Below are 25,991 nucleotides of genomic sequence, written 5' to 3'. Positions count from 1 at the left end.
CGGGCGGGGGCGGGGCCGTCCTGGACGGCCGGGGCAGGGGCGGGGGAGGCGAGGGCGTCGCAGGCCGGAGCCGTCGGGCCATGGCGGGGCTGGGCATCGCCGGGGCAGCGGGGGCTAGGGCCTGTGTGATGTTGTGATCAGTTGGTGGTCTTCAGGAGGTCGTCGATCCAGATCATTGCGGCGCGGAGGTGGACGCCGGCGAGGTAGCTCTCGGGCGACTTGTCGTATCGGGTGGCGATGCCTCGCCAGGCCTTCAGCTTGTTGATCAGGCGTTCGACGGTGTTCCGCTCTTTGTAGAGGTCTGCGTCGTAGATGACGGGCCGGCCGCCTCGCGTGCCCTTCTTCTTCCGGTGGGCGGCCTGGTCCTTCTTCTCGGGGATCACTGACTTGATTCCGCGTTTGCGCAGGTAGGTGCGGTTGCCGCGGGATGAGTAGGCCTTGTCCGCGGCGACCGCGCCGGGCTTGCTGCGAGGTCGGCCGACGGGCAGACGGACTCGGACCCGCGCGAGCACGGGGATGAACTGTGGGCTGTCCCCGGCCTGCCCGGCGGTCAGGACCAGCGCGAGCGGACGGCACCTGCGGTCCGCGGCGAGATGAAGTTTGCTGGTCAGCCCGCCCCGGGACCTGCCGAGCAGGGCTTCCTTCAGGCGGAGCTTGCGCCTGCGCCGGATCCGCCGGCGCTCGGCCTGTCCGTTGTGTCCCTCCGGTCCGCCCCCTTTTGCCGTGCGGTCTCCTGCTCCTGCGCGGCTTCCTCCAGGGCGTCCATGAGGTGCTTGCTGACGCGCATGCCTGCGGCGTCGTGGTGGGCGCGGACCGTGGTGGAATCCACGCTGACCAGCGACAAGTCGCTCTGTCCGGCGCGGGCACCCTCGGCGATCAGACCTTCCAGCAGGGCGGAGAACACACCGGCGTCCCGCCAGACCCGGAAGCGTCCGTAGACGGTGGCCCAGGGGCCGAACTCGGCAGGCATCTCCCGCCACTGACCGCTGGACCTAAACCGCCAGATCACCCCCTCGAACTGCTCCCGCAGACGTTCGGGGTACGGGCCGTACCTCCCGATCGGCAGGTACGGTTCGATGAACTTCCACTGGGCATGGGTGAGTTGCCTTCGTGTCACGACAACAGTCCTACCGGGTTCCACCCCCCGAAGAGGGCAGAACCCGTTAACTGATCACGACACCACACAGGCCCTAGCAGCGCACTTGAGTTGCCGTGCCCAGTCCCTGCTTCTCCATGTAGCCGTCGTAGAGCAGGTTGCTGGCCACATCGATGCAGGTGTTGCCGGGTGCGTAGACATAAACCGGCCCCGCGTACTTGGTGTAGTTCTGGAACGCCCCGTCCTCCTGAGCCCACCCGACCTGACTGGTAAGCCCTATCATCACGTCGATGTGCGTGAACCCGCTCGCCCGCGAGTCGTCTCCGCGAGCGATGGCGCAGTTCTTGCCGGTGGCACTGCTGTAGTAGGTGTCGATCCAGCCCACCCGGTAGCCGTTTTCCGGATCGACGATCGGGTACTGCTTCAGCGATCCGTACGAGCTGCCGCAGACGTTGACCTGCGGATAGGCGGCAGCCTCGGTCGCGGTGCCGATCAGGCTGCCGACGAGCATCGATGCGACGGCCAGAATCGATGCAATTCGCTTGGCGTGCATGGTGGTTGCTTCCCTTCCGAAAGACGTGGCTGTCGTATGAACAGACCCGGACAAGCCTGAACGCCGAGCTAGCAACGCACTCCGAGCGCTCCATCGGTGGCGAAGCCATCGTCTCCGTACTTGAAAACGCCCCACACATCGATACACGTGTTGCCCGGCGCGTATACGTAGACCGGCCCGGCGTACTTGGTGTAGTTGACGCCCGCCCCATCGGTCTGAGTCCATCCGGCCGCACCCGAGAGTCCGATGGCAACCTCGATGTGGTTGAACCCGCTCGCCCGCGAGTCGTCTCCGCGAACGATGGCGCAGTTCTTGCCGGTGGCACTGCTGTAGTAGGTGTCGATCCAGCCCACCCTCGTGTTGTCGGTACCCCTGACGGGGTACTGCTTCAGCGATCCGTACGAGCTGCCGCAGACGTTGACCTGCGGGTAAGCGGAGGCTTCCCCAGCAGTCCCGATCACGCTGCCGGCGAGCGCCACCGAGACGCCCAGGAACGACGCAACTCTCCTGTACCTCATTGCAGTTGGATCCCTTCGTCGCGGGGCCTACTGCGGGCATATATACGCCTGGCGGCTTCGAAGGCACATAGAGGTCGCCTCGGTTCGCCACGACATGTCCGAAAGGCCCCGTGTCCCGGTCCGGTTCCCGCCCTTGTCCCGTTCAGGCTCTTTGACGAGCCCTCGGCGGCCCTCTGCCTGGGCATGGCTGGCCGCACCAGGCACCGCGGGCCTGCCGATCCGCGCGGCCGCCCCGTCGGTTGCGAAAATCGCTTGGAGTTCCCCGATTTGCTGCGGCTGATCGACGAACGATCGACCGCCTTTCGCGCCGCGGTCGCCGCCGCAGCCAGCCTCGACGTGCGGGTGACGACCTGCCCCGAATGGACGCTGTTCGATCTGGTGCGGCATCTGGGCGAGGGGCGCCGCTCCTGGGCCGCCACCATCGCCGCAGGGCCTGCCGCCGCGGCCAAGTCCGTACCGGAGGGCGCCCCGGAGGCGGCCGGCGTCTCGTCCGCGGCACGGCCGGTGAGCTGGTCCTCTTCATGTACGACCGCATCCCGGCGGACTCCCTGCAGATCGACGGAGACGCGGGCCTGATCGACCTGCTCCGCGCCTGGGAGCCGGAGGAGTAGGACGTCCCACTCGCCGCGGACCGCAGATGCCGTCCGCTCGCGCTGGTCCTGACCGCCGGGCAGGCCGGGGACAGCCCCCAGTTCATCCCTGTAATCGCGCGCGTGAGAGTCCGCGTGCCTGTCGGCCGTCCCCGCAGCAGGCCCGGCGCGGTTGCCGCGGATAAGGCCTACTCGTCCCGCGGAAACCGCTCCTACCTGCGCAAACGCGGTATCAAGGCCGTCATCCCGGAGAAACGGGACCAGGCCGCCAACCGGAAGAAGAAGGGCGCGAGAGGCGGTCGGCCCGTCACCCACGACGCTGACCTCAACAAAGAGCGGAACACCGTCGAACGCGCGATCAACAAGCTCAAAGCCCGGCGAGGCATCGCCACCCGGTACGACAAGTCACCCGAGAGCTACCTCGCCGGCGTCCACCTCCGCGCCGCAATGATCTGGATCGACGACCTGCTCAAGACCACCGACTGATCACGACACCACACAGGCCCTAGGGCGGTTGGCCGCTGCCGCACATGGCGGGGCGGGCCGGAGCCGCCGGGCAGTGGCGGAGCGGCGGCGGAGCAGAGCCGCCGCCCAGGGCGGGGCTGGGCCTCGTCGGGGCGGTGCGGGACCACAGACCAGGGCATCGACCCAAGCCCGGGGGCAGGACCGTCGCCCACCGCACCGGGGCCGGCTAGCCTGGGCTGATGACCGAGGCATGGAACTCGACCGACGTGGGGGTCCTGCGCCTGCCCTCCGGGCGGCTCGTCCGGGGGCGCGGGCTCAGTCGGCCCCTTCCGGCCGGCCAGGAACCGACGTACGCCGTGTACCTGCTGGGCTCGCCACCGCCCGAGGTCGACTGGGAGGCCGACTGGCTTCGCTGGCCCGACTTCCTGCTCCCGTCCGACCGTTCCCGTGCCCGCGAGCTCCTCGCCCTGGCCTGGGAGCGCGCCGCCACGGACCGTGTCGAACTCGCCTGCGCGGGCGGCCGCGGTCGCACGGGCACCGCGCTGGCCTGCATCGCGGTCCTGGACGGCGTCCCGGCAGAACGCGCGGTGGAGTTCGTCCGCCGGAACCACCACCCCCGCGCCGTGGAAACCCCTTGGCAGAAGCGCTACGTCCGCCGCTTCCAGGGCCCGCACTCACGATCGGCACAAGCAGCCCCCGGCGACCGGACCTGAGCCCCCGACCGCACGGGCGGCACGGAGCAGCGCACGCCCCAACGCCCCAACGCCTCAGCGCACCCCCGGCACCCCGGAGAACCGCCGAACCGCGCAGAGCACAGGAAACGACCGTGCGCAGGAACGAGACAGCCGCCACCGCACCCCGGGTCCCGTCAACCCACCGGAGGCTACCGGCGGTTCGGGCGGGCCGCTCGGGCCACCGCCACGACCGCCTTCTCCAGCGCGTACTCGGGGTCGTCGCCCCCGCCCTTCACGCCCGCGTCGGCGGCGGCCACCGCGCGCAGGGCGTCCGAGACGCCGTTCGCCGACCAGCCCCGCATCTGCTGCCGAACCCGGTCGATCTTCCATGGCGGCATGCCCAGGTCCCGGGCGAGGTCTCCGGGGCGGGCCCCGCGGGGCGCCGAGGCCAGCTTGCCGATGGCCCGGACCGCCTGGGCGAGGGCGCTGGTGATCAGGACCGGTGCCACCCCGGTGGACAGCGACCAGCGCAGGGCTTCGAGGGCCTCGGCCGTCCGCCCCTCGACCGCCCGGTCGGCGACCGTGAAGCTGGAGGCCTCGGCGCGGCCGGTGTAGTAACGCCCGACCACGGCCTCGTCGATGGTGCCTTCGACGTCCGCGCACAGCTGCGCGGCCGCGCTCGCCAGCTCCCGCAGGTCGCTGCCGATGGCGTCCACCAGGTTCTGGCAGGCCTCGGGTGTGGCGGAGCGCCCCAGCGTCCGGAACTCCCCTCGCACGAAGGACAGCCGGTCCGCGGCCTTCGTCATCTTCGGGCAGGCGATCTCTCGGGCACCCGCCTTGCGTGCCGCGTCCAGCAACCCCTTGCCCTTGACGCCTCCGGCGTGGAGGAGGACGAGGGTGATCTCCTCGTACGGCGACGCGAGGTACGCCTTGACCTCCTTCACCGTGTCCGCGGACAGGTCCTGCGCGTTCCGCACGACCAGGACCTTGCGCTCGGAGAACAGCGAGGGGCTGGTCAGCTCGGCGAGCGTGCCGGGCTGGAGCTGCTCGGAGGAGAGGTCCCGCACGTCGGTGTCGGCGTCGGCGGCACGGGCCGCCGTCACCACTTCCCGGACCGCGCGGTCGAGCAGCAGATCCTCCTGCCCCACCGCGAGGGTGAGCGGGGCGAGCGGATCGTCGGTGGGGTTCTTCCTGGTGGCCATCGCCTCCAGCATCCCACGCCGCAGTGACAGTCCCCCTCGCCCCGTACCCCCTCACGCGGTACCCGAGAATGGTCGGGTGAACGTGCGACATGTACTCGTCCTGCCCGACCGTGACGCCGCCGAGGAGGTGGCGCGCGAACTCGTGGACCGCTTCGGCGTACCCGAGGAACCCCAGCTGGTCCGCGACGCCCTCGCCGGCGAGGACGACGCGGAGGACGCCCAGTGGCTGGTGGTCGTCGAGGACCCGACGGAACGCCTCGAGGCGTCCGCGCTGGACGAGTTCGCCGCCGAGTACGAGGGGTGGCTGGAGGCTCCCTGAGCCTCGCCGGGCGGCCCCTACGCCTTGTGCACGATCTGGATGTCCAGGTCCACTTCCACGCTCGAACCGATCGCCGCGATCCCGTGCGCCAGCATCGACTGCCAGTTCAGGGTGAAGTCCTCGCGCTGCAGTTCGGCGGTGGCCCGGCACGCGGCACGCGGCTCGCCCTCCAGGCCCGTGCCGTGGCCCAGGTACTGGGTGTCCAGGGTCACGGATCGGCTCACCCCGTGCAGGGTCAACGCGCCCGCGACCGCCCAACGGCTGCCGCTGCGGTGGATGAAGCGCTCGCTGTAGAACTCCACCGTGGGGTGGCGTGCCGCGTCCAGGAAGTCCGCCGAGCGCAGGTGGTCGTCGCGCATCCGCAGGCCGGTGTCGATGCTCGCCGCGTCGATGATCACGCGCATGGAGGAGTCCTCCATGCGCTCGGCGATCCGGACGGCCCCGGCGAAGGTGCTGAACCGGCCGTGGATCCGGGCGAAGCCGATGTGCCGGGCCGTGAAGCCGATCGACGAGTGCGTCGGGTCGAGTTCCCAGTGGCCGGGCGCCGGCAGCAGGGGCGGCTCGACGGCGTCCAGGATGATCTCCGCGGTGCCGGGCTGCGCCGGATCCCCCACCAGCGTCGCGCCGTGGAACGGCGCGTAGCCCTCGGCGGTCACCGAGAGTCGGTACTCCCCCTCCGGCATGGCCGCGGTGAACCCGCCGTACGGATCGGTCTCGCCGCTGACGACGCGTCGGCCGATCGGATCGGTGACCTCGAACTTCGCCTGTCTGATGGGCTGGTGGACCGTGTCGAGAACGCGACAGCTCAACAGTCGCGCGGTGTGCGGGAGCGCGAGTGTGGCGGTCGTCTGGGAGCCGGCGCTTCCGGCCGTCTCCATCCCCCGTCGGCGTCCGAACATGGTTGGTGCACCCCCGTGCTGTGTGGACTTGTGCCGTTCTGGCGAAGACGCATTCGATCATGCTGTCGGGTTGTGGGCAAACAGAACGGGTGTGCCCGGTATGCCCGCGTCGCCTGCCCCGCCGTCCGGACGGAAAGGCCCGCAGCCGCGGGCCGCTTCCGGAGATCGCCACCGACCCATCGGTATCGGTGCGCAACACCGTTGCGCCCATCGCCCGCAGTCGCGCGAGCGTACCTGGCGCGGGGTGCCCGTAGCGGTTTCTTGTACCGACGGGAACAATCGCGATCCTGGGCCTGACCCGATCCTGAAGTCCGGGGTCCTGGTGTGCCGAACCGTGGTGGGCGACCTTCAGGACGTCCACCGGACCCAGTTCCGGATGGCTCCTCAACAGGGCCTGTTGGGCCGGTGGTTCAAGGTCTCCGAGCAGGAGCAGGGTCAGTCCGGAGGCCCGTACGAGCAGGGCCACGCTCGCGTCGTTCGGCCCCTCTGGCATCGGGGCGTCGGCCGTCGGCCACAGCACCTGCCACTCCAGCGTTCCGGCCCGGCGGCGTTCCCCCGGGGCGGCGCGTACGACGGGTACCCGGGCCGCGGCGGCGGTGCGGCGCACGGACTCGGCCTGGGCGTGCGGTTCCGCCAGGGCGGTGGTCTGGATCACAGCGACGGTGCGTCCCCGCAGCACCCCTGAGATTCCGCCCACATGGTCGGCGTGGAAGTGCGTCAGCAGCAGCAATGGGATCCTGCTCACACCCAGGTCGCGCAGGCAGTCGTCCACGGGGCCGGGGTCCGGTCCCGTGTCGACCACGACGGCCGTTCCCGGGCCCACCGCGAGGACGCCGGCGTCCCCCTGGCCGACGGCGCACTGTACGTAGGTCCAGTCGGGCGGAGGCCAGCCCTTGAACGGACGCGTGAGCTGTGGCGGCCTCAGGACGGCCAGGAGCAGCAGCACGGCCAGGGCGGAGCAGAGCCCGCGATGGCGCCCCCACCGGACGCACAGCACCAACAGAGCGGCCGTGGCGGCGGCGAGCAGCAGTCCGCCGGGCAGCCCGCCCGGCCAGGGCAGCTCCGCCCCCGGCAGTCGCGCCCCGGTCCGCGCCACCGCGGCGATCCACCCGGCGGGCACTCCGGCACACCAGGCGAGCCACTCGGCGGCGGGCATCCACAGCGGAGCCACCGCGAGCGTCGCGAAGCCGAGCACCGTGGCCGGTCCCGCCGCGAGTTCGGCGAGCAGGTTGCACGGCACCGCCACGAGGCTCACCCGGGCGGTGAGCACGACGACCACCGGCGCGCACACCGCCTGGGCGGCCGCGGCGGCCCCCACCGCGTCGGCGAACCTGGGCCGCAGTCCCCGCCGTTGCAGCGCTTCGCTCCACCGGGGGCCGAGGGTGAGCAGGGCCCCCGTGGCCAGTACGGACAGCAGGAAGCCGATGCTGCGGGACAGCCAGGGGTCGTACAGCAACAGCAGCAGGACGGCGGCGGCGAGGGCCGGAAGCAGCGACCTGCGCCGCCCGGTGGCGAGGGCCAGCAGGGTGACGGCCCCGCAGGCGGCGGCCCGCAGCACGCTGGGCTCCGGCCGGCACACCACCACGAAGCCCGACGTCAGCGCCGCTCCGCACAGGGCGGTGGCCCGCAGCGACAGCCCGAACCGGGGCGCCAGTCCGCCGCGTTCCGCGCGCTGCGCGCCAGCCGGGGGCCCGATGAGCAGGAACAGCACCACGGTCAGGTTCGATCCCGACACGGCGAGCAGGTGCAGCAGATCGGTGGCCTTGAAGGCGTCGTGCAGGTCGGTCGGCACCCGGGAGGTGTCCCCGACCACCAGGCCGGGCAGCAGCGCCATGGCGTCGGGAGCCAGCCCCTCGGTGGCTTCCCGCAGGCCGGCCCGCAGCGACCCCGCGACGCGCTGCGCGACGTCCGGCCGGCCCGTCACCCGCGGCGGGGCGTCGCCGGCGAGGCGGAGCAGTGCCACGGCCCGCTCCCCGTCGCGGCCCGGCGCCAGCCGGCCCACCGCCTCGACCCGGGTGGAGGGCAGCAGCCGGCCCCAGCCCTGATGCCCGGCCAGGACGCGTACCGGGGTCTCGACGCCGGTACGGGTCCCGTCGGGGCCGGTCATCCGGGTCACCATCGCGTCCAGGGCCACGGCGGGCGGCCCACCTCCGCCGCGGACGGTACGGGGGTCCGACTCGACGGTGAGTTCCACCGCGACCCGGGCGTACCCCCGGGCGGCGCCCTCGACGGGTCCGGCGCGTGCCTCGGCCCGCTGGAGCCCGGCCACCCCGGCTCCGGCCGCCGCGCACAGCAGGGCGGCGGCGATGGCGGCGCCGATCCCCCACGACGGCCCCGGTCGCCGGTACCCGGCGAGGAACAGCCCGCCGGCGGCGGCCACCGCGAGGCCCACCCCGACGGCGGTCCACCCGCCCGGTGTCCCCAGCGCGACGGCCGAGGCCGCCCACGTGGCCAGCGCCGGCGCGAGCAGGCGCAGATCCGTGGGACCGGACCGCTCGACCCCGTTCACGGCCGCACCAGCGCACGCAGGTCGGAGAACCGTCGTTCGCCGATGCCGTCGACCTGTCGCAGTTCGTCCACGGACCGGAAGCCGCCGCGCGCCGTCCGGAAGTCGATGATGTGCTGCGCGAGCACCGGCCCCACCCCGGGCAGCCCGTCCAGTTGCTCGACGGTGGCGCCGGCGAGACTCAACGGTCCCGCGCCGGAACCGGAACCGGCCCCCGCGCCCGAAGACCCCCGCCCCGCACCCGGACCGGGAGCGGCGCCGCCTGCCGCCGGCGGCTGTGCGGGAACGCCCACCATGACCTGCTCGCCGTCCACCAGCACCCGGGCCCGGTTCAACCCGGTGGTGTCCGTGCCGGGCCGCACTCCCCCGGCGGCTGCCAGCGCGTCCTCCACCCGGGCGCCCGTGGGCAGCCGCCGCACCCCCGGATCCCGGACCTTGCCGCTGACGTCCACCACCACCCGGGCGGGGGTCGCCGCCGGGGAGGGGCTCGCGGCCGGGGCCACCACGGCGGGCGCGGTCACCGGCTCCGGCCTCGCCGTCCAGTACTGCTGTGCGGCGAACCCGACGGCCCCGACCAGGACCACCGCCACGGCGGCCACCGTTCTCGGTTCCACCGCGCAACGCGCCTGAAGCCACACCGGCATCCGCTCCCGCACCGCGAGCGACCACGCGTCCCGGCCCGCAGGCCCCGCCACCGGGTCACCCGTCGCCACCTCCCCGACGCGCGCCACCGGATCCGCCACCGAACCCACCACCGGCCCAACCGCCGGCCCCACCACCGGTTCGGGTACGGTCCCGGGCGCCGGATCGGGCCCCACCACCCCGGCCGCCCCGTCAGGTGGCGGAGCGGTCAGCATGGCCTCGGCCCTGCGTCGCACCGCCGACGGATCCGGTCGTGGCCGCCGCCCCACGATCCCGACCGCCCGACCACGGGAACGGCCAGGGGAACGACCATCGGGCGGATCACCGTTCCGACCGCCGAACCGGTGCCTTCGACCGGGCCCACGGGTGGGTGCGGCAGCGGCCCCCACGGGCCGCGAAGTACGGGTGCGCGTATGCGTTCGAGTCGTCATGGCACGACGGTAGGGGCCTGCCCCGATCTCCGTTCGGAGCCATCAATTCCGGTGGATGAACGACCCGTTGTGGATATCCGGGCCACCCGTTCCGGTGATCAGCGGGGGGAGACGACCGCTGCCAGCAGCCCCGGCCCGGTGTGCGCTCCGATTACCGCGCCGACCTCGCTGACGTGCAGCTCGACCAGCCCGGGGATCCGTTCACGCAGCCGCTCCGCGAGCTTCTCGGCCCGCTCCGGCGCCGCCAGGTGGTGCACCGCCACGTCCACCCGGGCCGCGCCGGCCCGCTCGACGGCGAGTTCCTCCAGACGCGCGATGGCCTTGGAGGCCGTCCGTACCTTCTCCAGCATCTCGATCCGCCCCCCGTCCAGGGTGAGCAGCGGTTTGACCGCGAGGGCCGAGCCGAGGAGCGCCTGCGCCGCCCCGATGCGTCCGCCGCGACGGAGGTAGTCGAGGGTGTCGACGTAGAAGTACGCCGACATGTCCGCGGCCCGCTTCTCGGCGGCGGCCACCGCCTCGTCCACGGATCCCCCGGCCTCGGAGACCTCCGCCGCCGCCAGCGCGCAGAATCCGAGGGCCATCGCGACCATGCCGGTGTCGACGACGCGGACGGGCACCGGCGCGTTCTTCGCGGCGACCACGGCGGCGTCGTAGGTGCCGGAGAACTCGGCGGAGAGGTGCAGGCTGACGATGCCGTCCGCGCCGGCGTCCGCCGCCGCCCGGTAGGCCCGGGAGAACTCCTCCGGGCTGGGGCGGGACGTGGTGACCGAGCGACGTTTCTGCAGGGCCAGGGCGAGGCTGCGTGCCGAGATCTCGGTGCCCTCTTCGAGGGCCTCGTCGCCGAGCACCACGGTCAGGGGCACGGCGGTGATTCCGTGCCGCGCCATCGCCGGATGAGGCAGGTAGGCCGTGGAATCGGTGACGATCGCGACATGGCGGGACATGAGCCGGAGGTTACCGCCACAGGGGGCCCTCCGGCAGCCTGGGTCCCATGTCAGGACCGTGCGGGGGGGGCCTCGGCCGCAATCGTGACCTTCCCGCCGGTCGGTCTCAGGTGGTGGGCTCCGGGCGGGCCGTCTTCTGCCACGGGTACCGCTGCGCCGGCGTGGACGGGTCCAGGGCCGCCGGCCGCGCCGGGCCGGCGCCCGGGGCCGCGGTGGCTCCCGGGGACCGCTCCTGTGCCGCGTCCCAGGCCGCGGCGGCCTCCGCGAGTTCGTCCACCGATTCACGGGACCAGTCCCGCAGCGCGTCCGACTCGACCTCGATCCGTGCGGACAGCGAGGACAGGTCGTCCTGCGCGAAACGTCGTGCCCGGTCGCGGGCGGCCCACCGCAGCGAATCGGCGGACTGGATGATCTTGGCAGTGCGTTCCCGCAGGTCGGGCAGGAGTTCCGCGGTCCGCTTGCGGTCCGGTTCCTGCTCCAGCCGCTTCAGCTCGTCGTCCAGCTCGTACCCGTGCGCGCTCAGGCGCTCGAACAGGCCGATGGACTCCTTCAGCGAGGCGTCCTGCTGCGCTCCCCGGTACAGGGCCTGCTGGGTGGCCCGCATCGACGTCCGCAGGTCCAACCGCAGCTGGGCCAGCGCACCCGGGACCCCGACCTGACCCAGGCTCTTCGCCTTCAGGGTGGTGTCCTCGACGGTCCGGCGAGCCTGCGTGATCGTCCGGTCCACGCCGCGCTTCGCCGCCCCGATCACCTTCACGGTGGCCCACGCCCCCAGCCCCAGGAAGGTGAACAGCATCAACAGGGCCACGATGATGAGCACTGAGCCCGGCTCCATGAGGTTCCCTTTCCCCTGCTTTTTCCGTCCCCTCCACCGTAAACGCAACGGGCAGGTCAGGGGTTCCCATCGAACCCCCAACCTGCCCGTAGGGGAGAACCCCCAGCCGCGCCGGACGACCGCCCGACCACCGGCGCACGGCCACGGAACGGCCGTCGAACCAGGTCAGGCGGCGTCACACCGGCTCGGACCCCGTCAGATGACGATGTTCACCAGCTTCGGCGCCCGCACGATCACCTTGCGGATCTCGGCACCGCCGAGCGCCGCGACGACGCCCTCGTCGGTCAGGGCCAGCTGCTCCAGGTCCGCCTCGGAGATCGTCGGCGGCACCTCCAGGCGTGCCTTGACCTTGCCCTTGACCTGCACGACGCACGTCACGCTCTCGTCCACGACGTACGCCGGGTCCGCCACCGGGAAGTCCTGGTGGACGACCGAGTCGCCGTGGCCCAGCCGGTGCCACAGCTCCTCGGCGATGTGCGGCGCCAGCGGGGCGACCAGGAGCACCAGTCGCTCGGCGACCGAGCGCTCCAGCGGCCGGCCTGCCTTCGTCAGGGCGTTGTTCAGCTCGGTGATCTTCGCGATGGCCGTGTTGAACCGCAGCGCGGCCATGTCGGCGCCGGCCCCGTCGATCGCCTTGTGCAGGGCCCGCAGGGTGTCCTCGCCGGGCTCGCCGTCCACGACGGTGACCGCGCCGGTCTCCTCGTCGATCACGTTGCGCCACAGGCGCTGCAGCAGGCGGTACTGGCCGACGACGGCGCGGGTGTCCCAGGGACGGGAGACGTCCAGGGGGCCCATCGCCATCTCGTACAGGCGCAGCGTGTCCGCGCCGTACTCCTCGCAGATCTCGTCCGGCGTGACGGCGTTCTTCAGGGACTTGCCCATCTTGCCGTGCTCGCGCTTGACGGGCTGCCCCTGGTAAAAGTAGCCGCCGTCGCGCTCCTCGACCTCGGCCGCCGGGACGTACACACCACGCGCGTCGGTGTAGGCGTAGGCCTGGATCATGCCCTGGTTGAACAGCTTGTGGAACGGCTCGACCGAGGAGACGTGGCCCAGGTCGAACAGCACCTTCGACCAGAAGCGCGCGTACAGCAGGTGCAGCACCGCGTGCTCGGCGCCACCCACGTACAGGTCGACACCGCCGTGCGGGGCGTTCTCGCTCGGGCCCATCCAGTACTGCTCGATGGCCGGGTCGACCAGCGCCTCGGAGTTGTTCGGGTCCAGGTAGCGCAGCTCGTACCAGCAGGAGCCGGCCCAGTTCGGCATGGTGTTGGTCTCGCGGCGGTAGCGCTTGACGCCCTCGCCCCGGCCCAGGTCCAGCTCCACGTCGACCCACGCCTCGTTGCGCGACAGCGGGGTCTCCGGCTTCGACGCGGCGTCGTCCGGCTCGAAGGTGCGCGGCGAGTAGTCCTCGACCTCCGGCAGTTCCAGGGGCAGCATCGAGTCGGGCAGCGGGTGTGCGACGCCGTCCTCGTCGTAGACGATCGGGAAGGGCTCGCCCCAGTAGCGCTGGCGGCTGAACAGCCAGTCGCGCAGGCGGAAGTTGACGGTGCCCTCGCCGAGGCCGCGTTCGGTCAGCCAGTCGGTGATCGCGGCCTTGGCCTCGACGACGCCCAGGCCGTCCAGCGTGATGCCCTCGCCGGTCGAGTTGACGATCGTGCCGTCGTAGGAGGCGAACGCGTCCTCCCACTCGGTCGGGTCGGCGTCGCGGTCGTCGGAGGGCTCCACGACGCAGCGCATCGGCAGCTCGAAGGCCTGCGCGAACGCGAAGTCGCGGGTGTCGTGCGCCGGGACGGCCATGATCGCGCCGGTGCCGTAGCCCATCAGCACGTAGTCCGCGATGAAGACGGGCACCTGGTCGCCGCTGACCGGGTTGATCGCGAACGCGCCGGTGAAGACACCGGTCTTGTCCTTGGCCTCGGCCTGTCGCTCCACGTCCGATTTGGACGCGGCCTGCTTGCGGTACGCGTCGACGGCCTCGCGGGGGTTCGTCGCGCCGCCGGTCCACACCTGGCGGGTGCCCTCGGGCCACTCGGCCGGGACGATCTTCTCGACCAGCTCGTGCTCGGGCGCCAGCACCATGTAGGTGGCACCGAACAGCGTGTCGGGACGCGTGGTGAACACCGTGACGGCGTCCTCGCCGACGGCGAAGTCGACCCGTGCGCCCTCGCTGCGGCCGATCCAGTTCCGCTGCTGCAGCTTGATGGCCTCGGGCCAGTCCAGCGCGTCCAGGTCGTCCAGCAGGCGGTCGGCGTACGCCGTGATCCGCATGTTCCACTGGCTCAGCTTGGCCTTGAACACGGGGAAGTTGCCGCGCTCGGAGCGGCCGTCGGCGGTGACCTCCTCGTTGGCCAGGACGGTGCCCAGCCCGGGGCACCAGTTCACGGGCGCGTCGGAGGCGTACGCCAGCCGAAAGCCGTTCAGTACGTCGGCCCGCTCGCCCGCGGTCAGCCCGGCCCACGCGCGGCCGCCCGGAACCTCACGGGAGCCGGCCTCGAAGGCGGCGACCAGCTCGGCGATGGGCCGGGCCTTGGCGGCGTCGGTGTCGTACCAGGAGTTGTAGATCTGCAGGAAGATCCACTGGGTCCACTTGTAGTAGTCCGGGTCGATCGTGGCGAACGAGCGCCGCCGGTCGTGTCCCAGACCCAGCCGGCGCAGCTGGACCTTCATGTTCTCGATGTTCGCCTCGGTCGACACCCGCGGGTGCGTGCCGGTCTGCACGGCGTACTGCTCGGCCGGCAGGCCGAAGGCGTCGAAGCCCAGGGTGTGCAGGACGTTGTGGCCGGTCATCCGCTGGTGACGGGCGAAGACGTCGGTGGCGATGTACCCCAGGGGGTGGCCGACGTGCAGCCCCGCGCCGGACGGGTACGGGAACATGTCCATGATGAACTTCTTGGGGCGCGCGACGACCGCGGGGTCCCCGGCCAGGTCACCCGTCGGGTTGGGGGCCTCGTAGGTCCCCTCCGTGTCCCATACGTCCTGCCAGCGTGCCTCGATGTCGGCGGCCATGGCAGCCGTGTAACGGTGCCCCTCGGCCGCCTCGGGGGCCGGGGTGTTCGTCTCGCTCATGATTTCTGAAGCTCCATCGATCGTCTCTGCCGTCTCTGCCTGCCCAAACGAAAAAACCCCTCGCACAGGAGGGGACGCCGCGCCGATGCCGACCGCATCCGTGGGGCTCGATGGGTCGGGACTGATCAGCGCGGCTCGGTAAGCAGAAGGCGTACGGCACGCATGGCGTCAGGGTACCGCAGCGGCCCCCAGGGCCGCTCGGCCCTTCCGACGTGCGGACACAACGAGAAGCGGGGCCCCCCCGCCCGGGGGCCCCCCCGTTGGGGGTGCCCCGCTTCTCTTCACTGTGGAGCTAAGGAGAATTGAACTCCTGACCTCCTGCATGCCATGCAGGCGCTCTACCAACTGAGCTATAGCCCCTTGTTGTGCTTGCCGTTTCAGTTTCCCTTGCCGGTTCCCCTTGGCAACGTCCCAAACATTACACGGTCATGGCCCTGGTCCAAAAATCGGTTTCCGCGACCTCGGGCCATGTCCGACATGCTCCACTCCGTCACACATTCACGCCATACCGGCCACGCGCGCCCCGAGGGCCACGCGTGCCTCGCCGGTCGCTCGCGTCGCACCCGTCACACTGCTCGCGTCCGCGACGCGGGTCACGCTCTCGCGAATTGGTAGAACCGCTTGAGCGTGCAGTGTTCGTCGAGCAGGCGGCCATAGATCGGTTCCCCTTCCAGCTCGCGGTAGGTCTCGATCGGGTCGCCTTTTATGATCAGCGCCCGCGCGCATTCCTCACACCAGTACTGGTAGTCGGGATTGACCGGGTCCATGTCACGCACGATCGGCGTGCCGTTGTTGCACCAGTCGCACCGCCGCCGGTGTGCACCCATCCGTCAGCGACTCCCTCCCGCGTCGGGCCGTCGTGTCCCCCTCCGGCCGTCCGATTCTGCCATGCCGGTACGGGCCAGGTCAGCCGACGCAAAAGGAACAAACGCAAGGATCCCGCCCCCAGTTGGGGACGGGATCCTGATTGTGGAGCTAAGGAGAATTGAACTCCTGACCTCCTGCATGCCATGCAGGCGCTCTACCAACTGAGCTATAGCCCCGCTCTTCGCCACGCTTCCCCCGTTTCCGGTGTTCCGCGCTGCGAACAAGAAGAACTCTAGCCTGTGACCAGCCGGAAAGTGAAATCCGGGTGGAAGCCTCCGAGAGCAGCGCTCAGTCGTCGTCGCCGAGCACCGGTTCCGGCAGCGTGCCGGCGTTGTGCTCCATCAGACGCCAGCCGCGCGCGCCCTCGCCGAGGACGGACCAGCAGCAGTTGGAGAGCCCGCCGAGACCCTCCCAGTGGTACGAGTCCAGGCCCAACAGGCGGCCGATGGTCGTACGGATGGTGCCGCCGTGGCTGACCACGACCAGCGTGCCGCCCTGCGGCAGCCGGTCGGCGTGGCGCAGCACGACCGGGGCGGCCCGGTCGGCGACCTCGGTCTCCAGCTCCCCGCCGCCGCGGCGGACGGGCTCGCCGCGCTTCCACGCCGCGTACTGCTCGCCGTACTTCGCGAGGATCTCGTCGTGCGTGAGGCCCTGCCACTCGCCGGCGTACGTCTCGCGCAGCGCCTCGTCGTGCTGCACCGCGAGCCCCGTGACGGCGGCCAGTTCGGCGGCCGTGTGGGCGGCCCGCCGGAGGTCGGAGGCCACGATGGCGTCCGGCTTCAGCGAGGCGAGCAGCCGGGCGGCGCGGCGCGCCTGCGCCACACCGGTCTCGGTCAGCTCGATGTCCGTGGAGCCCTGGAAGCGGCGCTCCAGGTTCCACGCGGTCTGGCCGTGTCGCCAGAGGACGATCTTCCTGCCGGTCCTGCCCGATCCGGAGCCGGACGAGGCGTCCGTCCCAGTCGATGCGGTCGTGCCCGTGTCGGTCCCGCTCAGAACAGATCACCGTCCAGTTCATCGTCGCCCTGCGCCTCGCGCAGCTTGGCGTGCTCCTCGGCCTTGCCGATGGTGAGCTTGGCGTCCTCGGGGAGCTCGATCTCGGGGCAGTCCTTCCACAGGCGCTCCAGCGCGTAGAAGACGCGCTCCTCGCTGTGCTGGACGTGGACGACGATGTCGACGTAGTCCAGCAGGATCCAGCGGGCGTCGCGGTCGCCCTCACGGCGCACCGGCTTGGCGCCGAGCTTCTTGAGCAGCTGCTCCTCGATCTCGTCCACGATCGACTTGACCTGGCGGTCGTTGGGCGCGGAGGCGAGCAGGAAGGCATCGGTGATCGACAGCACATCGCTGACGTCGTACGCGATGATGTCGTGCGCGAGCCGGTCGGCCGCGGCCTGGGCGGCGGCGGTGATGAGCTCGATGGAGCGGTCCGTGGCGGTCACTGGCCATGCTTTCGGGTTGGCGGGCAGATCCTTACAAGGGTCTCATGTACCGCCGACCCCGCCCGCGCGGAACGTTCCACGCGGGCGAAATCACAGCTCAGGGCCGGATCGGGGGCGTCAGGACGCCTTGTAGTCCCGGCCCAGGACCACCACGACGTCCGCGTTGACGACGTTCTCGGCCTTCTTCACGACGGTCTCCGGCAGCCCCAGCGTCTTGGCCACCTCGACGGCCCGCTCGCGCTGGGCGTCGTCCTGGTAGGTGATCTGCGAGGTCGCGGCCGTGTCGTCGGCCTTGCCGCCGTCGACGAAGGTGTAGCCGCCGTTGAGCAGGGCGGCCTTCGCCGCGTTCTGCGTCTTCTCGTTCCCGGTGGCGTCCTTGAGACCCACCCGGGGGGTGGCGCCGGGCTGCGCGGCCGTGGCGGAGCCGCCGAGGACCTCTTTGACGATCTTCTTGTTGGCCTCGTCGGTGAGGCCGCCGTCCGGCTTCAGCCCGAGGACGTCGGTGCGGTAGGCGCCTACCTTGGCGTGCTCGCCGATCCGCGACAGCAGGCCGCCGAGGTTCTGCGCGTCGAGGGCCGGGTCCAGGATCTGGCCCATGCTCTCGACCGTGGTGGCCGCCGCCTTCGGGTCGGCGGGGATCTTCCGCAGGACCGCGTAGAGCACCTTGCCCAGCCGGTCCAACTGCCGGGCCTCCGGCTCGCCCTGGCCGCGGTGGGTGGCGTACGCCACGGCCATCGCGCCGTTGAGGCTCTGCTTGGGGCCCTTGCCCACCGCCGGGGTCTTGGCCTTGTCATCAGCCGGGACCGCCGTGTCGGTGTCCACCTCGATGCCTCCGATCAGCTCGACCAGGCTCTCCAGGAAGGGGGTGTCCAGGCGCCAGCTGCCGCCGATGTGGGTGCCGAGGACCGAGTCGAGCGCGTCCTTGGTGCCGAGGCCGCCGCCCTCGACGGACTTGCCGAGGGTGATCCCCGCGCCGTCGGCCTGGGGGAGGTCGAGGGTGTTCGGCACCAGCACGGTGGCGCCCCGCTCGGTGGTGACGTTGTCGACGAGCAGCGCCGTGGAGGTGCCGCCCTTCTTGGTGTTGAGCACGTGGACGACGATCATGTCGCGCTTCTGGGCGCCGGGGGCGGCCGCGGCGCCCTTCTTGGCGTCGGGGCCGTCGAGGAAGGGGATCTTGCCCGCGTACCAGAGGTAGCCGAGGCCGCCGACGACGAACAGGGCGAGGACGACGATCAGCGCGACCACCCGGTTGCGGCCCCGGCGGCGGATCTCCTCGCGGCGCTCGGTGCGGCTCTCGGTGAAGGCGAGCCAGTCGATGACGTCGTCGGACTCCTCGTCCGGCTGGTCGATGAAGGCGAACATCCCGGTGTGGTAATCCCGCTCCTCCTCGGATCCGACGTCGGGTCGGCGCGGCTCGGGGACCTGGGCCGCGGCGGGTTCCGGGGCCCGATCGGGCTCGGCGGGTGCCTGCGGGGCGCCCTGCTGCGGGATCCACTGCCGGGTCTGGTGCCGGGCCTGCGGGCTGTCGTACCCCTGGTCGGGGGCCTGGGCGTACGGCTCCCTGGCGTACTCCCTGCCCGGGTCGCCCGGGGAGGTCTGCTGCGGCTCCTGGTACTGCTGCTGCCCGTAGGTCTGCTGGTCGTAGCCATACTGCTGCGGTTGCTCGTACTGCTGCCGGTACTGCTGTGAATACTGCTGTTGCTCGTACGAGGGGCCCGGCTGCTGCTCGTACCGGGGCGCCTGGGCGGCGGGCTGCGCGGGCACCGGTCCGTACACCGGCTGACCGTACGCGTCGTAGCCGATGAGCTGCTGCTCCCGGGCTGCGTACGGGTCGTACGGATCCTGTCGGTCGTTCACCGCGGGCCCCTCTCTCCGAAACCGGAAGCTCAGGCTCCCCGATACAGCTCACGCTTGTCGATGTAGCGCACGACACCGTCCGGCACCAGGTACCAGACAGGATCGCCCTTGGCGACCCGCGCGCGACAGTCCGTGGACGAGATCGCCAGCGCGGGGACCTCCACGAGGGAGACGCCCCCCTCGGGCAGCCCGTCGTCGGTGAGCACGTGACCCGGACGGGTGACCCCGATGAAGTGCGACAGCGAGAACAGCTCGTCGGCGTTGCGCCAGGTGAGGATCTGCGCGAGGGCGTCGGCGCCGGTGATGAAGAACAGGTCCGCGTCGTCGTTGATCGCCTTGAGGTCCCGCAGGGTGTCGATCGTGTAGGTGGGGCCGCCGCGGTCGATGTCGATGCGGCTCACCGAGAACTGCGGGTTGGAGGCCGTCGCGATGACCGTCATCAGATAACGGTCCTCGGCGGGCGACACGGCCCGCTGCGACTTCTGCCACGGCTCGCCGGTCGGTACGAACACCACCTCGTCGAGGTGGAAGAGGGCGGCCACCTCGCTGGCGGCGACCAAGTGTCCGTGGTGGATCGGGTCGAATGTCCCGCCCATCACGCCGAGCCGGCGCTTGACCGGGCCGGTAGGCATTTCCTGCTCTCCCATGAGCGCAGAGCCTACTGGCCCGGTGAGGCGGCGAGAGACCCGCGTGCGAGCGCGTGCGCGAGGCCGCTCTAGCGGTCGCGGTTCAGGCGGGTGGTCACCCAGAGCATCAGCAGCAGGATCACGAACGCGCCGCCACCGGTCAGGTACGGGCTCAGGCTGTCGTGGTTGCCGCCGTGCTCGGCGCCGCCCTCCGAGGCGAGCACGACCAGGTTGTGGGCGGTGGTGGAGAGGCTCATCAGGCAGATACCTATCGAGTCGGGGACCGGGCGGAGACTTCGCTCACATCGTATGCGGGGCCCTTGGGCACGCTCACGCCGACTCGGACGTTGGAGAGGATGGACGCAGAAGCGGACAGGTCGATCAAGGGGGAGGGCAAGATGACGGACACCGGTTTCGAGAAGGTGCCGGCGCGGAACCGCAGGAGGTTCCCCGGCATTTCCTCGCGGGCGTACGAACATCCGGCGGACCGCTCGGCGCTGGTCGCGCTGCGCAAGCTCAGCGGCTTCGACACGGTGTTCAAGGCCCTGAGCGGGCTGCTGCCCGAGCGCAGCCTGCGGCTGTTGTTCCTGTCGGAGTCGGTGCGGGTGGGCGAGACCCAGTTCCCGCACCTGCACGGGATGTTGCGGGACGCCTGTTACATCCTGGACCTGGAGAGGGTCCCGCAGATGTACGTCCAGCAGGACCCGAAGCCCAATGCCATGTGCATCGGGCTGGACGAGCCGATCATCGTCGTCACGACGGGGCTCGTCGAACTCCTCGACGAGGAGGAGATGCGGGCGGTCGTGGGCCACGAGGTGGGGCACGCACTGTCCGGGCACGCCGTCTACCGCACGGTGCTGCTGTTCCTGACGGGTCTGGCGATGAAGGTCGCGTGGATCCCGCTGGGAAATGTGGCGATCATGGCGCTCGTCACCGCGCTGCGGGAGTGGTTCCGCAAGTCCGAGCTGTCGGCGGACCGGGCCGGGCTGCTGGTGGGTCAGGACGTGAACGCCTCGATGCGCGGCCTGATGAAGATCGCGGGCGGCAACCACCTGCACGAGATGAACGTGGACGCCTTCCTGGCCCAGGCCGAGGAGTACGCGTCGAGTGGGGACCTGCGCGACTCCGTGCTGAAGATCCTCAACGTGCTGCCGCGCTCGCACCCCTTCACCACGGTCCGCGCGGCCGAGCTGAAGAAGTGGTCGCAGAACCGCGACTACCAGCGGATCATGGACGGCCACTACCCGCGGCGGGACGAGGACAAGGACGCCTCGGTGAGCGATTCCTTCCGGCAGTCCGCCTCGCACTACGCCGACTCGGTGCGCACCAGCAAGGACCCGCTGATGAAGCTGGTCGGCGACCTCGCCGGCGGTGCGGGCGACCTGGGCGGCAAGCTCCGGGACAAGTTCACCGGGGCCGGGGCCGGCGCGGCGAACGGTTCCGCGGGCGCCGGCGAGGGCAACGGCTCCCCCGGCGGCGCTACGGAACAGCCGGGCTGACGGGGCCGACGGCTGCCGGCGGAGGGTCCTGGGGGGTCGTGGGCGGCGCCAGGACCCCGCAGAGCCCGGCGGCGCGCCGCGGGTGGCCGGAGGCGTACGGGTCGCTCGCGGCCGGGCCGACGGTGGTGGGTGCGGCCCCGGCGAGCAGCGGCCGGAAGCCCGCCGCGGGCTCGGAGGCGCAGTCCTGGGGGCCTGCCATCACGTAGGCGGAGGCCAGCTCCGCCCGGCGTGCGACGAGGTCCTCGCGGTCGAGGCGCAGCCGCAGTTCGCGCCGGACGGTGAAGAGCGAGGCGCCGTCGGCGGCCGACGGCTGCCCGCCGGCGGAGCGCACGGCGTAGACGAAGGTGTGGTCGGTGGTGATCTCCAGCACCTGGGGGGAGATCTCCTGGTAGGCGAGGGTGCCGCTCACCCGGACCCTGGGGTCGGCCACGGCGGCGACGGCGGGGTCGAAGCGCACCAGCCATCCGGTGGCGGCGTGCCGCCCGTCGCCGACGGGCGCGGTCATGCTCCGGTCGAACTGCGCGAGCTGGTCGGGGTCGAGGAGGACCCGGACGGGCCGGGTGGCGGCCCCGGCGAGGACGTCCGGGTCCAGCCCCGACTGCACCAGGTAGTCCTTGGCGATGGACAGCGCGGAGACGATCTGGCTCTCGCTGAAGTGGTGGGTGCGGCGTACGGCCGGCAGGGTGATCCCGGCCGCCCCGATGCGGTAATCGGCCGCCGGACTCCTCGCGAACAGGTCGGCCGGGTTCCCGCCGGGCACGACGGTGGTCGGTGCCAGCGGGACGACGGTGGCCGCGAGCGGCTCCGCGGTCGTCCCGGGCGCGGGCACGTACGGGCTGCGCAGGCCCATGTAGACGGCGGCCGCGAAGGCCGCGGCGATGAGGAGCACGAGCAGCAGGCCCTGTCGGGCGCCGCGGCTCGGTGTGCCGTCGCGGTGGCCCGAGGAGCCGCCTCCCGACCAGATGGACCGGCTGCGGACCGCCCGGGCGTGCTCGCCCATGCGCTCCTCGGCGGAGTACTCCTGGAGGCGGGCGGCCCGCACGAAGTCCTCGTCGAACACGACCGACCGGTACTCGTCCGGCCGGAACTCGTCATCGCCCTCGCCGATGCCGTCGGGGGCGCCGTTGGGTGGGTCTCCTGGAACGGCCATCGCTTCTCCCCGCTGTCCCCGCTTCAGAGAAGCCCCCGGATCCGGTGAACGCAAGCGGGGCGTACTTTCAGGGTTGGCGGCCGACGGGGTACGTAAACGCTCCGACGCCGGTGACTTCGCGCTGCGGGGTGCTGGCTGGGGCGGGTGCGTGGTCCGCGTCTCCTGAGGCGCTGCGGTACACGGCGCTGAAGGCGAGGGCGATCATTCCGAGGCCCATCACGAAGGCGAGCACCCAGGCGACGGGGCGCAGCCAGGGTGCCCGGCCGCGGTAGGGGCGCATGCTGCCGCCGTAGGCCCCGTAGGGCCCTTCGGCGTAGCCGTGGCCGTAGGGGCCGCGTTCCCAGCCGGGCTCGTCGAGGCCGTAGCCGTCGGGGTGGCCGTAGGCGTACCCGTCGTGGTCGTCCTCGGTCGTCCAGCCGCCGGCCACGCGTGCGGCCTCGGCCTCGGCACGCGCCCGGTCGGCGGCCCGCTGCCGCTCGGCCGCGCTCGGTTCATGGATCTCGGCGTTCCGGACGAAGGCTTCGTCGAACACCACGGAGGCGAAGTGCTGATCCGCGCCTCCGCGGTCGTCGTCGGGCTCCCCGTCGTCCGGGAACGGCTTGCCCCCCACGTCGTCCGGCACGGGACCAGCGTAGACCTGGGGGGCCGCTTTGGGCAGGGTGTCCGCCGAATTCCCGGGCACCCGGAGTTCCCCGTCCGACTACCGAACGTGACCGTCGCCGGTGACGATGTACTTGGTGGAGGTGAGCTCCGGAAGGCCCATCGGGCCCCGGGCGTGCAGCTTCTGCGTGGAGATGCCGATCTCCGCGCCGAAGCCGAACTGACCACCGTCCGTGAAGCGGGTGGAGGCGTTCACCGCCACCGTGGTCGAGTCGACCAGTTGGGTGAAGCGGCGCGCGGCGGCCTGCGAGGTGGTGACGATCGCCTCGGTGTGCCCCGAGGTCCAACGGCGGATGTGCGTGACGGCGTCGTCGAGGGAGTCCACGACGGCCGCGGCGATGTCGTAGGACAGGTACTCGGCCGCCCAGTCCTCGTCGGTGGCGGGCAGTGCGGTGACCTTGGAACCTTCGGCGTACGCGAGGACCTCGCCGTCACCGTGGACGGTCACTCCGGCGTCGGCGAGGGCGTCGAGGGCGAGCGGCAGGAACGCGGCGGCGATGTCCCGGTGGACCAGGAGGGTCTCGGCGGAGTTGCAGACCGAGGGGCGCTGCGCCTTGGAGTTGACGAGGATGTCCACGGCCATGCCGAGGTCGGCCTGGGCGTCGACGTAGACGTGGCAGTTGCCCGTGCCGGTCTCGATCACCGGGACGATGGACTCCTCGACGACGGTCTTGATGAGCGAGGCTCCGCCGCGCGGGATCAGCACGTCGACGAGGCCGCGGGCGCGCATCAGCTCGCGGACGGAGTCGCGGGACTCGCCGGGGACGAGCTGGATGGCGTCGGCGGGCAGTCCGGCGGCAGCGATGGCGTCCCGGAGGATGGCGACGAGCGCGCTGTTGGAGGCGTAGGCGGAGGAACTGCCGCGCAGCAGCACGGCGTTGCCGGACTTGAGGCACAGCGCGGCGGCGTCGACGGTGACGTTGGGGCGGGCCTCGTAGATGATGCCGACGACGCCGAGCGGTACCCGGATCTGGCGGAGGTCGATGCCGTTGGGGAGGGTGGAGCCGCGGACGACCTCGCCGACGGGATCGGGGAGGGCGGCCACGTCGCGGACGTCGGAGGCGATCGCGGCGATGCGCTCGGGGGTCAGGGTGAGACGGTCGATGACGGTCTCGCTCGTGCCCGCCTCCCGGGCCTTGGCGGTGTCGAGGGCGTTGGCCTCGACGATCTCCGCGGTACGGGCCTCCAGTGCGTCCGCGATGGCCAGGAGGGCCGTGTCCTTGGCGGACCGCGGGAGTGGGGCGATGGCTGCGGCGGCCGTCCGGGCGGCTTGCGCGGTGGCGATCACGGGGGAGGCTGCGGTGGCGTCGTCGAGCGAGGTCATGCGGCCCAGGGTAAGCCCCGGTCCCGGCCGGACCGACGGGGTTTCACCCCGCGAGACGGACCCCTGCGGGGCGGCGGCGGCGCGCGGGGGCCCTCCCCGGGCCCGTCCTCGCGTTCAGTAGGGGTGCACGCCCACCGGGTGGGCCGGGGGCGGGCCGTACCCCTCGGCCACGCGCTGGTGGTAGGTCGCGCGGTCGATGACCTCCAGGCCGACGATCTCCCAGGGCGGGAGCTGCGCGGAGGACCGGTGCTCGCCCCAGAGCCGCAGGGCGACGGCGGCCGCGTCGTGCAGGTCGCGGGCCTCCTCCCAGTACCGGATCTCGGCGTGGTCGTCGGCGTACCGGCTGGTCAGCAGGAAGGGATGGTCGTGGGCGAGCTGTTCCAGCCCGCGCCGGACCTCGGACAACGGCGCCGGCTTGCCGGAGACGCTCAGGGTGACGTGCCAGAGGCGAGAGGTGTCCGGCTCGTCCCCGTTGCCGCCCCCGCCAACGCCGCCGTCACCGTCCCCGGTGCCGACGCTGGTCAGCGCTCGTCTCACCAGCCGCCTCCTGTCTGCGCTACGCGTGTCCGCCCCACACAGTTGACCAGTCCTCGGCCGGCCGCGCGGCGGTTTTGCCGAACCTCAGCCCTGCAGCAGGACCAGATCGTCACGATGGACGACCTCCCGCTCGTACGCGGGTCCGAGCTCCCGCGCGAGCTCGCGAGTGGAGCGGCCGAGGAGCTGCGGGAGTTCCTTGGCGTCGAAGTTGACCAGCCCCCTGGCCACGGCGCGGCCGTCGGTGGCGCGCAGCTCGACCGGATCGCCTGCGACGAAGTCGCCCTCGACACCGGCGATCCCGGCGGCCAGCAGGGAACTGCCGCGTTCGGTGACGGCGCGGACCGCCCCGTCGTCCAGTACGAGGTGTCCCTGGGGCGTGGAGGCGTGTTGGAGCCAGAGCAGCCGGTCCGCCGAGCGGCGGCCCGTGGAGTGGAAGAGGGTGCCCGTGGCGCGCCCGGCGAGGGCGTCGGTGGCCTGGCTGGCGGAGGTCAGGACGACGGGGATGCCGGCGGCCGCCGCGATGCGGGCGGCCTCGACCTTGGTGACCATGCCGCCGGTGCCCACGCCCGCCTTGCCGGCGCTGCCGATGGAGACGTGCGCGATGTCCTCGGGGCCGCGCACCTCGTCGATGCGGGTGGTGCCGGGGAGCGCGGGGTCGCCGTCGTAGAGGCCGTCCACGTCGGACAGCAGCACGAGCAGGTCGGCGCGGACGAGGTGGGCGACCAGGGCGGCGAGCCGGTCGTTGTCGCCGAACCGGATCTCGTCCGTGGCGACGGTGTCGTTTTCGTTGACCACCGGGAGGGCGCCCATGGCGAGGAGCTGGTCCAGCGTCCGGTAGGCGTTGCGATAGTGCGCGCGGCGGCTGGTGTCGTCGGTGGTCAGCAGGACCTGGCCGACGCGGACGCCGTAGCGGGCGAAGGACGCGGTGTACCGGGCGACGAGCAGGCCCTGTCCGACGCTGGCGGCGGCCTGCTGGCGGGCCAGGTCGGTGGGCCGGCGGCGCAGGCCCAGCGGGGACAGTCCGGCGGCAATGGCGCCGGAGGAGACCAGGACGATCTCCTTCTCGCCGCCGCTGCGGGCCTTGGCCAGTACGTCGACCAGGGCGTCCACCCGGTCCGCATCGAGCCCGCCGGTGGCGGTGGTCAGGGAGGAGGAGCCGACCTTGACCACGATCCTGCGGGCGTCCACGACGCTCTGCCTAGCCGCTGACACGTCTGTCCCCTTGCCCCTTGCCTGATGTTCCCGGCGCCTTGCCGCAGGCGCCGGGAACTCAATCTACGGGGTGGCCCGTCGGG

At 71.8% G+C, this 25,991-nt stretch carries 22 protein-coding genes, 2 tRNA genes and 4 pseudogenes; 5 read left to right on the top strand and 23 right to left on the bottom strand.

Annotated elements, in window-relative coordinates; all coding sequences use genetic code 11:
- Positions 1-137 precede the first annotated feature (137 nt).
- From OTB19_RS15760 to OTB19_RS15750, 3 genes and pseudogenes are all read right to left on the bottom strand, one after another.
- A pseudogene (locus OTB19_RS15760) lies at positions 138-1,117 on the bottom strand (IS5 family transposase).
- Between the two features lie 73 nt (positions 1,118-1,190).
- Positions 1,191-1,649: a hypothetical protein gene (locus OTB19_RS15755; RefSeq protein WP_266975647.1), complete on the bottom strand. Its 459-nt coding sequence runs from the start codon at positions 1,647-1,649 to the stop codon at positions 1,191-1,193.
- 68 nt (positions 1,650-1,717) lie between these two features.
- Positions 1,718-2,167, bottom strand: a complete 450-nt coding sequence (locus OTB19_RS15750) for a hypothetical protein (protein WP_266975646.1) — start codon at positions 2,165-2,167, stop codon at positions 1,718-1,720.
- A gap of 183 nt (positions 2,168-2,350) precedes the next feature.
- Between OTB19_RS15750 and OTB19_RS15745 the strand changes: the two are divergent.
- The 3 genes and pseudogenes from OTB19_RS15745 to OTB19_RS15735 form a co-directional block, all read left to right on the top strand.
- A pseudogene (locus OTB19_RS15745) lies at positions 2,351-2,638 on the top strand (maleylpyruvate isomerase N-terminal domain-containing protein); the annotation flags it as partial.
- Between the two features lie 143 nt (positions 2,639-2,781).
- Positions 2,782-3,243: pseudogene (locus OTB19_RS15740) on the top strand (IS5 family transposase); the annotation flags it as partial.
- Positions 3,244-3,461: 218 nt separating this feature from the next.
- Positions 3,462-3,935, top strand: a complete 474-nt coding sequence (locus OTB19_RS15735) for a protein-tyrosine phosphatase family protein (RefSeq protein WP_267798821.1) — start codon at positions 3,462-3,464, stop codon at positions 3,933-3,935.
- A 170-nt stretch (positions 3,936-4,105) separates the two neighbouring features.
- Here the strand turns inward: OTB19_RS15735 and holA are convergent, their stop codons facing one another.
- Positions 4,106-5,098: a DNA polymerase III subunit delta gene (gene holA / locus OTB19_RS15730; protein ID WP_267798820.1), complete on the bottom strand. Its 993-nt coding sequence runs from the start codon at positions 5,096-5,098 to the stop codon at positions 4,106-4,108.
- Between the two features lie 76 nt (positions 5,099-5,174).
- Here holA and OTB19_RS15725 point away from each other — a divergent pair, with 76 nt between their 5' ends.
- Positions 5,175-5,417, top strand: coding sequence for a hypothetical protein (locus OTB19_RS15725; RefSeq protein WP_267798818.1), 243 nt, complete (start codon positions 5,175-5,177; stop codon positions 5,415-5,417).
- Positions 5,418-5,434: 17 nt separating this feature from the next.
- Here OTB19_RS15725 and OTB19_RS15720 read toward each other — a convergent pair whose 3' ends face one another.
- The 14 genes and pseudogenes from OTB19_RS15720 to OTB19_RS15655 form a co-directional block, all read right to left on the bottom strand.
- Positions 5,435-6,316, bottom strand: coding sequence for a YceI family protein (locus tag OTB19_RS15720; RefSeq protein WP_053674993.1), 882 nt, complete (start codon positions 6,314-6,316; stop codon positions 5,435-5,437).
- Positions 6,317-6,440: 124 nt separating this feature from the next.
- Positions 6,441-8,825, bottom strand: a pseudogene (locus tag OTB19_RS15715) (ComEC/Rec2 family competence protein); the annotation flags it as partial.
- Entirely contained in the window at positions 8,822-9,895 is a 1,074-nt protein-coding gene (locus OTB19_RS15710) for a helix-hairpin-helix domain-containing protein (RefSeq protein ID WP_267798816.1), read from the bottom strand. The pseudogene OTB19_RS15715 and the gene OTB19_RS15710, both read right to left, overlap by 4 nt.
- Positions 9,896-9,993: 98 nt before the next feature.
- A complete protein-coding gene (locus OTB19_RS15705; RefSeq protein ID WP_267798814.1) occupies positions 9,994-10,839 on the bottom strand; it encodes a DegV family protein in 846 nt (281 codons plus the stop codon).
- A 106-nt stretch (positions 10,840-10,945) separates the two neighbouring features.
- On the bottom strand, positions 10,946-11,674 hold the full coding sequence (locus OTB19_RS15700; RefSeq protein WP_267798813.1) for a hypothetical protein: 729 nt from the start codon (positions 11,672-11,674) through the stop codon (positions 10,946-10,948).
- 195 nt (positions 11,675-11,869) lie between these two features.
- Positions 11,870-14,740 carry a leucine--tRNA ligase gene (leuS, locus tag OTB19_RS15695; protein ID WP_267798812.1) on the bottom strand — a complete coding sequence of 957 codons (2,871 nt, stop codon included), beginning with the start codon at positions 14,738-14,740 and terminating at the stop codon, positions 11,870-11,872.
- A gap of 287 nt (positions 14,741-15,027) precedes the next feature.
- Positions 15,028-15,100 (bottom strand) — tRNA-Ala (locus OTB19_RS15690).
- A gap of 233 nt (positions 15,101-15,333) precedes the next feature.
- Positions 15,334-15,567, bottom strand: coding sequence for a hypothetical protein (locus OTB19_RS15685; protein WP_008738908.1), 234 nt, complete (start codon positions 15,565-15,567; stop codon positions 15,334-15,336).
- Between the two features lie 143 nt (positions 15,568-15,710).
- Positions 15,711-15,783 (bottom strand) — tRNA-Ala (locus OTB19_RS15680).
- Between the two features lie 112 nt (positions 15,784-15,895).
- Positions 15,896-16,600, bottom strand: a complete 705-nt coding sequence (locus OTB19_RS15675; RefSeq protein WP_385637874.1) for a histidine phosphatase family protein — start codon at positions 16,598-16,600, stop codon at positions 15,896-15,898.
- Complete coding sequence (rsfS, locus tag OTB19_RS15670; protein ID WP_053674983.1) at positions 16,597-17,043, bottom strand: ribosome silencing factor; 447 nt, start codon at positions 17,041-17,043, stop codon at positions 16,597-16,599. Before rsfS ends, OTB19_RS15675 begins: the two co-directional genes overlap by 4 nt.
- Positions 17,044-17,160: 117 nt before the next feature.
- Positions 17,161-18,900 carry an LCP family protein gene (locus OTB19_RS15665; RefSeq protein ID WP_267798809.1) on the bottom strand — a complete coding sequence of 580 codons (1,740 nt, stop codon included), beginning with the start codon at positions 18,898-18,900 and terminating at the stop codon, positions 17,161-17,163.
- Between the two features lie 29 nt (positions 18,901-18,929).
- Positions 18,930-19,547: a nicotinate-nucleotide adenylyltransferase gene (gene nadD, locus OTB19_RS15660; RefSeq protein ID WP_267798808.1), complete on the bottom strand. Its 618-nt coding sequence runs from the start codon at positions 19,545-19,547 to the stop codon at positions 18,930-18,932.
- Positions 19,548-19,615: 68 nt separating this feature from the next.
- On the bottom strand, positions 19,616-19,783 hold the full coding sequence (locus OTB19_RS15655; RefSeq protein WP_199826412.1) for a hypothetical protein: 168 nt from the start codon (positions 19,781-19,783) through the stop codon (positions 19,616-19,618).
- A gap of 141 nt (positions 19,784-19,924) precedes the next feature.
- Here OTB19_RS15655 and OTB19_RS15650 point away from each other — a divergent pair, with 141 nt between their 5' ends.
- Positions 19,925-21,025, top strand: a complete 1,101-nt coding sequence (locus OTB19_RS15650) for a M48 family metallopeptidase (RefSeq protein ID WP_267798827.1) — start codon at positions 19,925-19,927, stop codon at positions 21,023-21,025.
- Here OTB19_RS15650 and OTB19_RS15645 read toward each other — a convergent pair.
- The 5 genes from OTB19_RS15645 to proB form a co-directional block, all read right to left on the bottom strand.
- Positions 21,006-22,175: a hypothetical protein gene (locus tag OTB19_RS15645; RefSeq protein WP_267798807.1), complete on the bottom strand. Its 1,170-nt coding sequence runs from the start codon at positions 22,173-22,175 to the stop codon at positions 21,006-21,008. The genes OTB19_RS15650 and OTB19_RS15645 overlap by 20 nt on opposite strands.
- A gap of 67 nt (positions 22,176-22,242) precedes the next feature.
- On the bottom strand, positions 22,243-22,797 hold the full coding sequence (locus tag OTB19_RS15640) for a hypothetical protein (protein WP_267798806.1): 555 nt from the start codon (positions 22,795-22,797) through the stop codon (positions 22,243-22,245).
- 78 nt (positions 22,798-22,875) lie between these two features.
- Complete coding sequence (locus tag OTB19_RS15635; RefSeq protein ID WP_324289443.1) at positions 22,876-24,159, bottom strand: glutamate-5-semialdehyde dehydrogenase; 1,284 nt, start codon at positions 24,157-24,159, stop codon at positions 22,876-22,878.
- A 114-nt stretch (positions 24,160-24,273) separates the two neighbouring features.
- Entirely contained in the window at positions 24,274-24,738 is a 465-nt protein-coding gene (locus OTB19_RS15630) for a hypothetical protein (protein WP_267798826.1), read from the bottom strand.
- Between the two features lie 42 nt (positions 24,739-24,780).
- Positions 24,781-25,908, bottom strand: a complete 1,128-nt coding sequence (gene proB, locus OTB19_RS15625) for a glutamate 5-kinase (protein ID WP_267798805.1) — start codon at positions 25,906-25,908, stop codon at positions 24,781-24,783.
- Positions 25,909-25,991 lie beyond the last annotated feature (83 nt).

Origin of the sequence: Streptomyces sp. H27-H5, assembly GCF_026627505.1 — a bacterium.
Classification (GTDB): Bacteria; Actinomycetota; Actinomycetes; order Streptomycetales; family Streptomycetaceae; genus Streptomyces.
This window is presented reverse-complemented; position numbering and strand designations above follow the sequence as displayed.